Genomic DNA, 14,061 nt, shown 5'->3' with positions numbered 1-14,061 from the left:
TTTGATTATCCGATATACCGCGCAATCATATCTTTCCCGAAGTCGTTCGCAATATAGTAGGTTCGCAGCTCGTTATTGGCGTCTATTTCCCAATCGCACTCGTCTAGAAGCCCATTTTCCTTGGCGGTTGCTAGCGCTTCGTCGATGTCTTTCCTGGTGAACAGCTTGTAGGCGCTATAGCTGGCGGCCAGATCACGCATTACGCCCTCTGCGCAATCGGGTTTGCCGTTGGTGAAGTGTTTCATGATTGCGTAATACAAAGGCAGTTCGTTGCTCATCGTTTAATCCTCCTGCTTTTTGCGAATCATATCGATCGGGTTCACTGCGATGCAGAAGATACCTGCGACCATGATGATCGCTCCGAACCATTGCGTCATCGAGAGCGGCGGGTAATCGGCGCTCATGCCGCCGATGTTCAGTACTCCAAGAATCAACCAGATGAATAGCGGACCCCAGAATGCGTACATGCCATTGCATGCCATGCCCAGAGCTGTACCGCACATCGAATTGCCCTTATACCAGAAGGAGTAAGCTGGCATGGCAAATAGGCCGGAGATGGCAAAGATAAGCAATGCCGGAGTGGAGGTTGCCGCGCCAAGCAGCTCCGGAACGCTGCCGATACCTCCACCGATGGTAGCAAGGATGGGGAAGGCGACCAGCAGTTCTAGGAGTCCTGCGGTGGTTTGGCGAATGGCGATGCCGATTCGGTAATCAATCAATATAGTGCCGAAGCCGGCGACGCAGCCTTCGAATCCCCATCCGAACGCCGCCAGGAAGGCGAACAGGCAACCGAGCAGTGCGTCGGGTCCCATGGAGGCGAAGCTTGCTCCTCCGATCATGCCCGCAGATGCTAGACAAACCAGAATGCCGATAACCTTATGCGCACTCAGCTTTTGCTTGAAGAGGATGCGTCCGAGCACTGCGCCGATGGCGCAATTTAAAGCAGCGATAGGTACGATTACGCCTGGGTTTCCTGAAGCCGTCGCCGAGTTGAGACCGATTACATAGCAGATCGTCGCGAAGGGACCTCCGATTATCGCGCAGAGCATCATCACGCGGCCCGGCTTGGTTTTAAGGGTTTTCCAGAAATCGCCAAGCTGCCGGTTTTTCGCGCAAACTGCAATCGACCATATGCCGCTGAACAGGTCGTTGAGGCCTGCTGCTAAGGCGGCAAGCGTGAACGTGATGGTGAATGCGTTCAGTGCTGCATTGCCGTTGCCCCATTCGGTGCCCGCGAACCAGTCGCCCCATACTCCTTGGGTTTCCGCCAAGGTGAGGAAGCCCGTGTATAAGCCGTAGCAGATACCTGATGCCACGGCAAAGGTGATGCCCCTCGTCATGAACTGTTTTCGCCGCTGGTTGCGTAGTGTTTTGACTTTTGCCTCCATCGGATTCCTCCCTTGATCTCGTGGTGCCTTTTGAGAGCTATTGCTGTTTGTACAGGTCCAGCGCTTTTTTCAGATACGTTTTGCCGTAGCGGTAGTAGATGTAGGCCCACTCGCCGACGTTTTCGCCTTCCGATTCTTTCAGAAGCGACCACGCGTACCAACACCAGCCTGCCATTCCAACCTGGGCAAGGTTATGCCGCCATTCGGCATCCGTGGGCGTGCGCCCGAAGTAGTGCGTGAGAGCGCGATGCATCTCTTCCTCGTCAAGTTGATCGCATACGCAAAACGTGCCAAAATCATTTGCATAGTCGCTCATGCCTGCGTATTCCCAGTCGATTAGGCTGACGTTGCCGTTTTCCTCAACAAGGAAATTCAGGCTGAAGAAGTCGTTGTGGCACAACACCGGTTCGCTGCTTTCCGCCTCAAGCAGCATATGGAGCTCCGTTGCCTGGGCTTCCATGTCCGCCCAATCCGTAACATCGATGGGGCCTCTTGCCAAGAGCGATTGCTCGTAGCCTTTGCCTTCGTCGTAGAAGCTGAAGCGGCGTTCGACGGTGGCGTCGGACTCGTGCAGCTGACGCGCCATAGTCATTGCTTTCTGCAGCTGGGCATCGTTTTTCGGGTCGAGGTTTTTGCAGTCGGGAATGAACTTCGAGATCTTCCAACCGCGTCGAGGATTTTCGAAAACGAAGGTGTTGTCCAGCCCAAGAGTTCGCGCGGTTTCGAGGGCGGTTTTCTCCGCTGCGCGGTCGATGAGCAGCTCTGTTCCTACGCCGGGGTGGCGATATACCCATTCGCCATCATTGGTGGAGAAGTGGCAGCTGAGGTTCGTAAGCCCCTGTTTGAGCGGGTAGACGTTATGGATTTCGGATTTGTCGCAGCCGAGAACTGCGACGATGTTGTCGAAGATCTCGGAATCAAGGTTCTCAAGGAAGAGGGGGTCGAAGTCTCGCAGCTCATCGAGTGAGTCGAACTCGTGGATGATCGGCTGGTCGTATCGTCTGATTTGCATGTCGAACTCTTTGATGTGCTCGACGTACAGGTCTTCCCAGAGCTTGTCGCGAGTTTGGGGTAGATCGTACTCGGCCTCAAGGATTTCGCGGAAATGTGCGGAGAACACGCGGTCGAAGAACACGTGACCAATCATGTACCACGCATCGGTTCCGCCGACAGTCACCTTTGTGATTCGGTCATGCGATCCGGTTTTGATGCACCATTCCTTCGTGAAGCCCTCAGCGTACTCTGCGGAGTAATAAGCCTTCCACACATGGCTTTCGAAGGGGTTTTCCTCAAAATAGTTATCCGACGAGCAGATGTAGGTGTTGTCGAGAATCTCGCGAACCAGCATGAGCGAGGAATTGTTGTTGCGAGATGCATACTCGCGATTAACAACGATCTTCACCCCATATTTGTCCTCGAGGTAGAAGAACGATTCCTTTTTGTAGCCGACTACGATGACGATGTCGCGGATTCCTACAGCTTGGAGCTGTTCGATTTGGCGCTCGATGAGGATTTCGCCGCGAACTTTTAGCAGTCCCTTAGGGCGCTCATAGGAAATAGGGGCGAAACGCGATGAGAGGCCGGCTGCAAGGATAACCGCATTATCTACAGCATAGGGCTTCAATGCGGCTATGCCCGCAATAGTGAGTCGGCCGCTTTCGATCAAGCCGGCAGTTTCGCACTCTTTGCAGGTGGCGTTGATCGTGGCAAGGCTAAGTCCGGTCTCGTTTGAAAGCTCTCTTTGGGTAAGCTCGCTTTGCTTGTTGAGAGCGTTGATCACTTTGAATTGATTCTGAGACAGCATTGTTGAAGCGCCTTTCGTTGTTCGGATATTCGAATCGTAACAAGAAGTTCGAACAATGTGAGGTATTGTTCAAAATCATCACAAGTATGCTAAATATTGAACAGCAGGGTCATTTGCGTATCTATTGAACCTTGCCGAATATATGTGGCTAGATATGAGGGAGGGCTCACATTCCTCGTTTGAGCAAACGTAATAATGCGTTTAATTCGAGCGATACATGCTTTATGAAGAGCTTGTGAGGGGGGATAATACGGTCAGGTAGCTTTCTCTTAGGAAAGGGGTAGAAATGGCAAAGAGATTCCAATCGAGGCCGCCGTCGCGGGCTGTTAGGCTTGGGCTGTCTGCCGTGCTTGCCGTCGGGCTTATGCCCTGGGGTGGCGTGGCGGTTGCCGCTGAGGGGGAAGACGGATCGGCGGACGCCGTTGCGTCTTCTTCAGCCAGTGTTTCCGGTTTGTACGGATGGACGTCAAGCCAGTATTCTTTTGACGAAAACGGATATCCTCTGTATGACGAAAGCGGAAACCCTATCCAGGAGCTTTACTCTGTCGATATTAGCGATGCTGATTTGTCGGGCGATACTTTGGCAATCCCTAAAACATTCGATATGGAGACGAGCCAGGGCAATTCCGGAAACATTACTCCGAAGAACCTTGATATAGCCGGTGACGAACGCGATGGCAATGCGCTTGTGGGTGTGAGGCGCCTGATTCTCGAAGATGCCTCGAATCTGGACTCACTATATGTTCGAGGCATGCCTTCGCTTGAGTCGATTGAGGTTCGCAATGCCAATCATTTGACGCAGTTGATCGTCAGCGAATGCGCCAATCTTAGTTCGCTGGATATCCCGGTCGATAGTATTCGCGGCTTAGGGCTGGTTAAATGTCCCAAGTTGAACTATGAGAGGGTTATTGCAAAATGCAGCAACACGTTGACTAATTTATCTTTGACGTTTTGCTCAGGAGCTTTGAATTTTGATGGATCATTGTTTCCGAATTTAGAGCGTTGCTCATTCAATTCTCTGGATTTGCAATCGTATGATTTCCTTCCATGCAACAAGTTGGAGAGTCTTAACTTGTATTCATGCGGCTTGGATTTTGTCGACCTGAGCAAGATTCCCCAATCGGTAACCAGCTTTAGTTGCCAGGGTAATCGAATCGCTGATACAACACCGATTGTTGAGCGTTTCGGTGATGGGGCGAAAGTTGACGGGCAGTTCTCCAATATGAGCGCGGAGCCGAACTGGGGAATTCATGTTATCGATGATGGATGCGCTAATGGCTACCTGATGCCAGGTGCCTCTGTTGCTTTTGACACCGCTGACACCTATCTTCCTACTATGGATAAGCGTGGCTGGCTTTCCGAGGATCGCGTGGCAAGGAACGCTTTGTCTAACTACTCGGTCGAATCAAGCGATCCCTCGGTGGTTTCATGCAAACTGGATGAAAACGGTAGCGAGTCCGGCATCGGCGGGCGATTGGTTTTGGACGCCGTGGCTTCCGGTACTGCAACGATAAAGGTTCATTACTCGTTCCAGGGTCGATATCGAACCTATGAAGACGATCAGGTTGTCAATGTGGTCGTTTCCGCTGAAGAGAATCCCATTGCATCCATCGAGAGCGCTGATTCCCTGTCCTTCAACGCGGTTACGGATTGCGCTATTTGCAAGGCGAGCGGCGTCAATCACGTGGAACAGCTTGGAACGCAAGCATATGTGTTGGTGCGCGGTGCTGATTCGGCTCATGCGTTCACGCTTGGGCAAGATGTGCGTGTTTCCTCTTCGGATGAATCTGTTGTTTCCGCCTATCTTAGCCGCAACCAGTTTAGCGCCAATGCTAATCTTGAGGTTTGCGTGGGCGACCCTGGCGATGCCGTGTTAACGTTGACTGCTTATAAGGACGGTAATCCGACGGGCGTTGAGAAGAAAATCGCCGTTCACGTTGGCGAGCAGGTGAATCCAACATTGGTTGTTCAGCCTGAAGCGACGATTTACATGGAGAAGAACATCACGAAGGGGGCGAGCATAGTCGCTCGACCGAACTCGTCAGGAACTTACCTCTCTTCATACGAAGCAAATGGAGCTATTGAGGCCCTAAAGCGACAGCATGTTCAGTTTGACTACGGAGTCACCTCGTCCGGTTACCCGGATTATGTTCCGTATGTAACCGCCACTAGCGATAATCCCGAAGTGGCTACCATCAAAGATGGGTATCTTAGCGAAAGAAGCGCAGGTGTTGCCAATATCACTATCAGTGACATTTGGGGCAATCAAGGCACGTGCAAGGTCACCGTTGTCGATCGAGATGATATTGGCGCAAAGCTGAGCTTGACGCAGGATGAGCTGACCGTTGAGCAGGGTAAGCAACTCGATATGTCGAAGTACATTGCCGGTTTGGACAAGCTTACCGAATCGGAACGCAGTGCGCTGCAGCCCTTGGTTTTCAAAACGGGCAATACCGGCGTAGCCGTTTTCAAGAGCGCCGACGGCACCGAAGGTTTGAATAATCAAGATGTTTTGCAGATGCTTGCACGAGGTGTTGGGGATACGACGGTAACGCTGTGCTATCCCACCTCCGCGCGCTATGGCTCTTATGTGCAGGATGTTAACAATTGGGAAGTGAAAGAGCTTGGCTCCATGACGATTCACGTTATCGAGCCGAAACCGGATAAGAGGCAATCCGTTGAGGCTCCGTCAGCTCCGCAAGGGTTAGCGTACACGGGTGCTGAGCAGGTGGGAATCAAAGATTCCGATTTCTATACGGTCGAAAACGGCTCCGCCACGAACGCCGGCTCTTATGCGGCAAAGCTGTCCCTGAAGGATAAGGAGCATTGCGTCTGGGCTTCTACCGGCACCTCCGATGATCTTACCGTTGATTGGCGCATAGAGCCCACTTCCATCTCCGAGGTGGAGGTTTCCGGTATCGATGAAACGTACGCCTATACCGGTAAGGCGATTTCCCCAAATGTGAAATGCACGTTCAACGGGAAAGAGCTGAAGCGTGGGACGGATTACGTGTTAACGCTTTCCGATAACGTGAAGGTTGGGACGGCAAAAGTCTCCATCGCGGGCAAGGGCAATTTCTCCGGCACCCAAGATAAAACCTTTACAATCGAGAAGAACCCGGCGAAATGGATGAGCGATTCGCGTGGCTGGTGGTACAGCAACGGCGACGATACCTATCCTTCTTCCTGCTGGAAAGAAATCGATGGCTCTTTCTATTATTTCGATGCATCTGGATACATGAAAACCGGATGGGTGTCAGACGGTGGAAAGTGGTATTACTGCAACGGCTCTGGCGCCATGCAGACCGGCTGGCAAGTTATCGGCGGCGCATGGTATTGGTTCGACGTTGACGGTGAAATGGCGACCGGATGGCGTATCGTTGATGGCGCGTACTACTTGTTTGCAGGCTCTGGCGCCATGCAGACCGGCTGGCAGCAATCCGGTGGCGCGTGGTATTACCTCGCAAGTTCGGGTGCCATGGCAACCGGGTGGCAAGCTATCGGCGGAGCGTGGTACTGGTTTGCCGATTCCGGCGCAATGGCTACTGGCTGGTCGAGGATTGGCGGTACGTACTACTTGTTCGCCGGTTCTGGTGCCATGTTAACTGGTTGGCAGCAGTCCGGTGGCGCGTGGTATTACCTTGCGGGTTCTGGCGCCATGCAGACTGGATGGCTGCAACTCGGGAGCACCTGGTATTGGTTCGATGCTTCAGGCGCGATGGCTACGGGCTGGAGAAGCATTGGCGGTACTTATTATTACTTTGATGGTTCCGGCGCGATGGCGACCAATCGCTGGGTTGGCGACTATTACGTAACCGGTTCCGGTGCAATGGCCACAAACCAGTGGGTTGGTGGCTACTATGTGGGCGCTGATGGTCAATGGCAGTACGTCTATTGGACGCCAAGCGGTGGTAGCTATCACAGAACTACCGGTTGTCCCACGCTAAGCAAGTCGACTACGATACTTCACGGCACGTGGTATGACGCCGGCAATCGCAGCATGTGCAAGGTTTGCTGGCACTAGCATCAGCTGGCTAAAGCAAGGGAGGGTTGCCATGAAAGGCAACCCTCCCTTTTTGCTATTCTGAATTTAAATCTGGGTATCTACCAGACCAATTCGCTATGTGCTCGATCGATGGCATTTACCAGATTCGCCATGCACCAGCTGTTTTCATGGATGTTATCGGACATGATTGCCACAACATAGGGGTGGTCGCCGCGCATAACCAGATAGCCCTCATTGTGCGAATTAACGTAGCCGTTTACCCATCCTGATTTCGCATAAACCGTTGCTCCGGTCCAGGACAGAGCGCCGCGTGAGGTGATATGGGAGTTGTTGCCCATAACGTTTTGCAGCCATTCGGCGTTCTGGCCGCCATTGATAAGGTAGTCTGCCACATCAACCCACATTTTGCAAAGGTCCTTAGAGTTGTAATAACCGTAATCGCAGTCCCAAGCGAATCCGCCAGCACCTACTTCGCTGACCATGTAATCTAACGGGAAATGCCCATAGCGATTGCAAAGGTTTGCATAGGTGAAATTGCTGGAAACATCAAGCGTGATGAACATATCGGACTCGGAATTCGCCAGCTCCCAAGGCCATAACTTGTTCAGCGCTACGACATAAGGACCTTTGATGGTGGACGCGCTGTTGTGACGCCAGTGGGCATTGTATGCAACGCCAGCACCTGTGGTTAGGTCTATCATTGTGAATCCGACCGTGCATCCCATGTTGGAATAGTTGTTAATAGCATTCTGCAATTCGTCCCAAGCACCGTTTGAAATCGAGCGGCTGGTATTGAAGGAATTGAGGCCGTTGAATCCAAAAGAGTTCAGTGCCCATACCATGTCATTGATCTTAAAAAGGGCGCCATTTGCCTGAAGGAAGTACCAACGGCTTCCGTCCCATATCCAACCCGTTGCCATAGCTCCGTTTTGGCGAAGGTAATACCAGGCGTTGTCCCATATCCAGCCCGTGGCCATAGCTCCGCTATTGTTGAGGAAGTACCACGTGCCGCCTTCCGAAAGCCAGCCGGTTTTCATAGCTCCGCTTGCGGGGCTAAGGTAATACCAGGTGTTTCCAATCGATTGCCAGCCAGTTTGCATGATTCCGTCTTGGCCGAGGTAATACCAGCAGCCATCAACATGGGTCCAGCCTGTGTGCATGCTTCCTGAAGCGGCGTCTAGATAATAGTATCCTTCATCTCGTTTCAGCCAGCCTGTTTTTGCCTGATGTGTCTCGGGATCGACGTAAAGACGCGTGCCGCCAAGTTCTACCCAACCCGACAAGGCATTTCCCTCGCTGTCGACGATGGTGCCATTTGCATCTTTTCTGACAACGCTTGAAATTACGCCGTCGGTTCCTGCGAAGGAGTAGAACCCTGATTCGTCTATGGCTACCCATGCGGCAGTTTGCATTTCGCCAGATGGGCCAAACGAATATTGCTTGTCATCTATAGTTGCAAGACCGGTGGTCATAGGATGCTTGGCATCTTTAGGGTCAAGGTAGTATTTCGCTGCTCCTTTGATAAGCCATCCGCTTGCCATGGCGCCCGATTTGTTGGCCCAATGCCAGTATCCCTCGCTATCGTGGACCCAACTATTCGACGCCATGATGCCATCGGCGTTCACCCAATAGAACGTACCGCGATCGTTTACCCAGTCTGCTGTGGACATCATGCCGGTCTCGGGGTCGAGCCAGTACCAGGACCCGCCCCAGGACAGCCAGCCAGATCCCATGCGGCCCGACGCGTCGACCCAGTACCAGGAGCCGGCCCAGCCGGCGACCCAGCGCTGGCCCGACAGCGTGCCGTCGCCCAGCAGGTACCACCACGCGCCGCCGCCGTCCTGCGCCCAGCCGACGGCCATGGCCCCGCTCTCCGGGTCGAGCCAGTACCATGCGCCGTCCCACAGCCAGCCGGCGTCCATGCGCCCGGAGCCGGCCAGGTGGTACCAGCGCCCGCCGGTCGCCTGCCAGCCGGTGAGCATGCGGCCCGAGCCGTCCGCCAGGTACCAGTCCCCGCCGCCGTCGCGGAACCAGCCGGCCGCCATCTTGCCGCTCTTCGGGTCCAGCCAGTACCACGCGCCGTCCCACAGCCAGCCGGTGGTCAGCGCGCCCGAGGGGCTCGTGCGGTACCACGCGCCGTCCCAGGCCCAGCCCCGCCCGGTGAGCAGCGCGCCCGAGGCGGTGGCGTGCCACAGCGACCCCTGCGCCTCGAAGGTGCCCTCGGCCATGCGCCCGTCCTCGCCCAGCCAGTACCACGAGCCGCGGTCGCTCACCCAGCGGGCCTCTGCGGCGCAGGGGGAGCCGTCGAACCAGTACCACGCGCCCTCGAAGCTCTTCCACCCGCTGGCGGCGCACGGCTCGCCGTTCTTGGTCCACGTCAGGTGCGGGGACGATTCGGACGGAACGAGGGCGTAGACGTCCTCGGCAGGGGACGCGGGCTTCGTTTCGCTGCCGCCTTCGTCGGCGGCTGGGCTCGCGTCCGCCGCAGGTATGGTGGTGGCCGGATCTGCCGCTGAGGTATCAACGAGCTGATCGGAGCCTCGCTCGATTGTGCTCGATGTTGCTTCGTCAGCTATGGCAATGCTTGCGTTTCCTGCGCTTGAGATCGCGGCGCAGCACGCTGCCGCCAACGCGACGATGGCGGCTTGTCGAGTGGCGCTTCGGAAGTACGCGAGCGCTGTGAAGCGTCTGTTCTCCATCTTGTTCCTTTCCTTGGTGTCCGTGAAGCCTAGCTTCGAGATTACATCTTTGTTGATTGCCTCTTGTGCGGCATTTTGCAAGAGGTTTGGCGGAAAGCGCAAAACGCCGGAGCGCAGGTGGGTTTTCATCTGCGCCCCGGCATAATATGCTATCGGGCTTAGCCCATGTATGTTACGACTTTTGTGTTGTATGGGATGTTGTCGTATACCCATTTCGCTCGATCAAGGGTCAATCGAACGCAACCGTGAGAGATGTTCACGCCTTGACGGTTATCCATTTCCACGAAAGTCCCCTGATAGTACTCGCCGGAATGAATCAGGTAGTCACCATAGAATTGGGTGTAATAGTAACAGCTGAATCCTGATCCGAACACGTATCCTTTAATGCCGACGGTATACTCACCGAGAACCGTAGGCGTTGCCCAAGCTCCCGTTGAGCAGCTCCAATGGTATTGAAGCTTCCAATTGCCTTGCCATCCCCAATATACGCCGAATTCGTTGTTAACGGTGTCTATCATAATGAGCCAGTTTGTGGCGCTGTAATAGCCTTGTGCTCGCTGGGTCATGGGGTCGGCATAAGGGTCCCATGCTCCACTGGCGTTGAAGTAGTAATAACCTCCATCGACGTATTGCCAGCCGATTAACATGGCGCCGCTTGCGCTAAGCCAATACCAAGTTCCGTTTTCGTTGAGCCATCCGGTTTTCATCGCGCCCGAGGAGGGGTCGAGATAGTACCAGGCTCCATCGACATATTGCCATCCGGTTTTCATTTCGCCGCTTTGAGCCATGAGATACCACGACCCGTTGGCGCTTGTCCATCCGGTTGCCATCGCTCCTTGGCTGCCGAACCAATACCAGTTGCCGTCGATCATCTGCCATTGCGTTGCCATGGCCCCCGAATCCGGTTTGGCATAGAAGTGAAATCCGTCGATTTTGACCCATCCAGACAGGGGCGCATCGGAGTCGTCTAACAGCACCAGTTCGCCGTTAGTCTTGCTGGCGTTGGCGGTTAGTTCGCCGTTTGCCGTGGCAAAGCGGTACTTCCCGGTATCGTCGACGGGAACCCATTGCTTTGCAGCCATCGAGCCAGACTCTGTGAAGTAGTAGTCTTGCTTGCCGATCGTTTCCGGGCCGGTTGCCATCATGCCGGTCTCGGGGTCGAGCCAGTACCAGGACCCGCCCCAGGGCAGCCAGCCCGAGCCCATGCGGCCCGATGCGTCGACCCAGTACCAGGAGCCGGCCCAGCCGGCCACCCAGCGGTTGCCGGATAGCCTGCCGTCGGGCGCCAGGAACCACCATGTTCCGGCGCCGTCCTGGGCCCACCACGTCGCCATGGCGCCGGACTCGGGGTCGAGCCAGTACCACGCGCCGTCCCACAGCCAGCCCGTGTCCATTCTCCCCGATCCCGCCAGGTGGTACCAGCGCCCGCCGGCGGCCTGCCAGCCGGTGAGCATGCGGCCCGAGCCGTCCGCCAGGTACCAGTCCCCGCCGCCGTCGCGGAACCAGCCGGCCGCCATCTTGCCGCTCTTCGGGTCCAGCCAGTACCACGCGCCGTCCCACAGCCAGCCGGTGGTCAGCGCGCCCGAGGGGCTCGTGCGGTACCACGCGCCGTCCCAGGCCCAGCCCCGCCCGGTGAGCAGCGCGCCCGAGGCGGTGGCGTGCCACAGCGACCCCTGCGCCTCGAAGGTGCCCTCGGCCATGCGCCCGTCCTCGCCCAGCCAGTACCACGAGCCGCGGTCGCTCACCCAGCGGGCCTCTGCGGCGCAGGGGGAGCCGTCGAACCAGTACCACGCGCCCTCGAAGCTCTTCCACCCGCTGGCGGCGCACGGCTCGCCGTTCTTGGTCCACGTCAGGTGCGGGGACGACTCGGACGGCACGAGGGCGTAGACGTCCTCGGCAGGGGGCGCGGGCTCCGTTTCGCTGCCGCCTTCATTGGCGGCTGGGCTTGCGTCCGCTGCAGGTATGCTGGTGGCAGGAAGAGCGCTTTTGTTCGACTTGCCGGTTGGCATCTCTTTCGCGTTTGCGTTGGCCCCAAGCGAAGGCTCATTGGCTGTCGAAACCTGTGCGGTGTTTGTTTCGTTAATTTGAACCGGCTCTTCGGCGATTGCTGGAGACGCGTTTCCCATGCACAGTGCTAGGCATGTCGCCGTCGGTAAAACGGCGAGTTTTCGCCATTGAAACGGATTTCGGTGCTTTCTTCTGCTCATAAGATGCTCCTCTCCTCTATAGTGGTGCTACTTACAGTTCCGAATTTCTAAGTTCAGAATAGCGTATAGGAGTGTGTTGGTCTTGTTTAATCGGGTGACTTTGCCTTTGATTTGTGCGTTAGCGGTGGCGCTGTCGCTTGCTGTTCCTGTTTGCTCGTTTGCCGATGTTGTTGATGATGCATGCGCCGAGCGCGAGTCGGGTGGATTTGCTAACGAATACGACCAAGGCTCCGGTTCGTATGCGAGTAGTTGGCGTTACGGAAATTACGATGCCTATGGAGAGGGAACCGGTATCGCGTTGTTCGCAAATCGGCTAAATTCGTGGTGGAATGAGGGCGGCGTTTGGTATGGCTCTAACGGGACGATAGTCAATAGCGCCGTGGGATTCGGCGTTGATGTTTCGGAGCATCAGGGCAATATCGATTGGTCCCAGGTTCAGTCTTCCGGTGTGACGTATGCGATTCTTCGATGCGGCTATGGAAGCGATTATTCGAATCAGGACGACAAGCAATTTCTGAGGAATGTTCAGGAATGCCAACGTTATGGAATTCCTTTTGGCGTGTATCTGTATTCATATGCTACCGATAATGCAATGGCCCAAAGCGAAGCAGAGCATACCTTGAGGCTCTTGCGAGAAGCCGGCCTTAGCCCTTATAGCCTTTCTTACCCTGTTTACTATGATATGGAAGATGAGAATCAGCAGGGGAAACTTGGATCCGCGGCTTTAGGGAGTATCGCTTCGACATATTGCAATGCTATTGCTGCTGCTGGTTATACGCCAGGTGTGTACGCGAATACCAATTGGTGGACTAACCGTTTGACCGACTCCGCTTTCTCCTCTTGGCCTCGTTGGGTCGCTCAATATAACTATAAATGCACGTATTCCGGCAAATATGGGATGTGGCAGGCTGACAGCAATACATTGATTAACGGCATTGCTGGGGGAGTAGATATCAATTTCGATTTTGCGGGCCCGATTCGTCATAAAGATACGTGGGTTTTCTCTAATGGCTCTTGGTGGTATCAGTATAAAAATGGGAGCTACCCGTCGAATGGTTGGGCCTATATCGATGACACGTGGTATTACTTTGATTCCGCTGGCTGGATGCAGACCGGTTGGGTGCTTTCGAATGGCAGTTGGTACTATTTGAACTCATCCGGCGCCATGTTGAAAGGTTGGCAGTGGATCAATGGTTCCTGGTACTACCTCAGCCCCGCAAACGGCGCGATGGCAACCGGATGGTTGAAGGACGGTCAGAGCTGGTACTGGCTGACCTCGTCCGGCGCGATGGCCATTGGCTGGGCCGATGCCTGGGGGACGTGGTATTACATGGGCGGAAACGGTGTCATGCTCTTCGGTTGGCAGTTTGTGGGGGGAGCTTGGTACTACCTTGACCCCGCAAACGGCGCCATGGCAACCGGATGGTTGAAGGATGGTCAGAGCTGGTACTGGCTAAACGGATCTGGAGCTATGGGCATCGGCTGGTTGTTTGTAAACGGTTCTTGGTATTGGTCTGATAACTCGGGGTGCCTGAGAACGGGTTGGAATCAAATCGGGGCTAACTACTATTATTTCGACCCTACTAGCTGCGCTATGCATATTGGTTGGATAGACGATGAAGGTACCTGGTATTACTGCGACGGTTCTGGCGCGATGGGTACGGGGTGGCAGTTCGTGAATGGCAGCTGGTATTGCTTCTCCGATGCAGGCAAGATGCTGGTTGGGGAGCAGGTTATCGGAGGCGTTGCGTATCGATTCGCGTCATCTGGTGCAATGGTCACAGGTTGGTTTGATGACGGAGAAACCTGGCATTTTTATAGCGGTTCCGGGGCAATGAAATCATCTTCGTGGGAAGGGGATTACTACCTTCTCGAAGATGGAGCTATGGCAAAAGACCAGTGGATCGGTTCGTACTATGTCGGATCGGACGGAAGATGGATTCCTGGATACTAGATC

General features: G+C 54.9%; 7 protein-coding genes. 2 read left to right on the top strand and 5 right to left on the bottom strand.

Features of this window, described 5'->3' with window-relative positions:
* Positions 1–5 precede the first annotated feature (5 nt).
* From Q0D52_RS02500 to Q0D52_RS02490, 3 genes are read right to left on the bottom strand one after another with little or no spacing between them, the layout of a single operon-like run.
* Positions 6–278: a hypothetical protein gene (locus Q0D52_RS02500; protein ID WP_294379949.1), complete on the bottom strand. Its 273-nt coding sequence runs from the start codon at positions 276–278 to the stop codon at positions 6–8.
* A gap of 3 nt (positions 279–281) precedes the next feature.
* Entirely contained in the window at positions 282–1,388 is a 1,107-nt protein-coding gene (locus Q0D52_RS02495) for a hypothetical protein (RefSeq protein ID WP_294379948.1), read from the bottom strand.
* A gap of 37 nt (positions 1,389–1,425) precedes the next feature.
* Positions 1,426–3,192: a phosphotransferase gene (locus tag Q0D52_RS02490; protein ID WP_294379947.1), complete on the bottom strand. Its 1,767-nt coding sequence runs from the start codon at positions 3,190–3,192 to the stop codon at positions 1,426–1,428.
* Positions 3,193–3,478: 286 nt separating this feature from the next.
* Between Q0D52_RS02490 and Q0D52_RS02485 the strand changes: the two genes are divergently transcribed.
* Positions 3,479–7,216 (top strand): hypothetical protein, encoded by a 3,738-nt coding sequence (locus Q0D52_RS02485; protein WP_294379946.1) that lies wholly within the window; start codon positions 3,479–3,481, stop codon positions 7,214–7,216.
* Between the two features lie 80 nt (positions 7,217–7,296).
* Here Q0D52_RS02485 and Q0D52_RS02480 read toward each other — a convergent pair whose 3' ends face one another.
* Both Q0D52_RS02480 and Q0D52_RS02475 read right to left on the bottom strand, forming a co-directional pair.
* Positions 7,297–9,897, bottom strand: a complete 2,601-nt coding sequence (locus tag Q0D52_RS02480; protein ID WP_294379945.1) for a hypothetical protein — start codon at positions 9,895–9,897, stop codon at positions 7,297–7,299.
* A gap of 158 nt (positions 9,898–10,055) precedes the next feature.
* Complete coding sequence (locus tag Q0D52_RS02475; protein WP_294379944.1) at positions 10,056–11,906, bottom strand: L,D-transpeptidase family protein; 1,851 nt, start codon at positions 11,904–11,906, stop codon at positions 10,056–10,058.
* Between the two features lie 274 nt (positions 11,907–12,180).
* Here Q0D52_RS02475 and Q0D52_RS02470 point away from each other — a divergent pair, with 274 nt between their 5' ends.
* Positions 12,181–14,058, top strand: a complete 1,878-nt coding sequence (locus Q0D52_RS02470) for a GH25 family lysozyme (RefSeq protein ID WP_294379943.1) — start codon at positions 12,181–12,183, stop codon at positions 14,056–14,058.
* Positions 14,059–14,061 lie beyond the last annotated feature (3 nt).

This window comes from uncultured Senegalimassilia sp. (assembly GCF_934630535.1).
In the GTDB taxonomy this organism is placed as follows: Bacteria; Actinomycetota; Coriobacteriia; order Coriobacteriales; family Eggerthellaceae; genus Senegalimassilia.
Note: the sequence above shows the minus strand (reverse complement) of the source record. Positions and strands in the feature narration are given on the sequence as shown.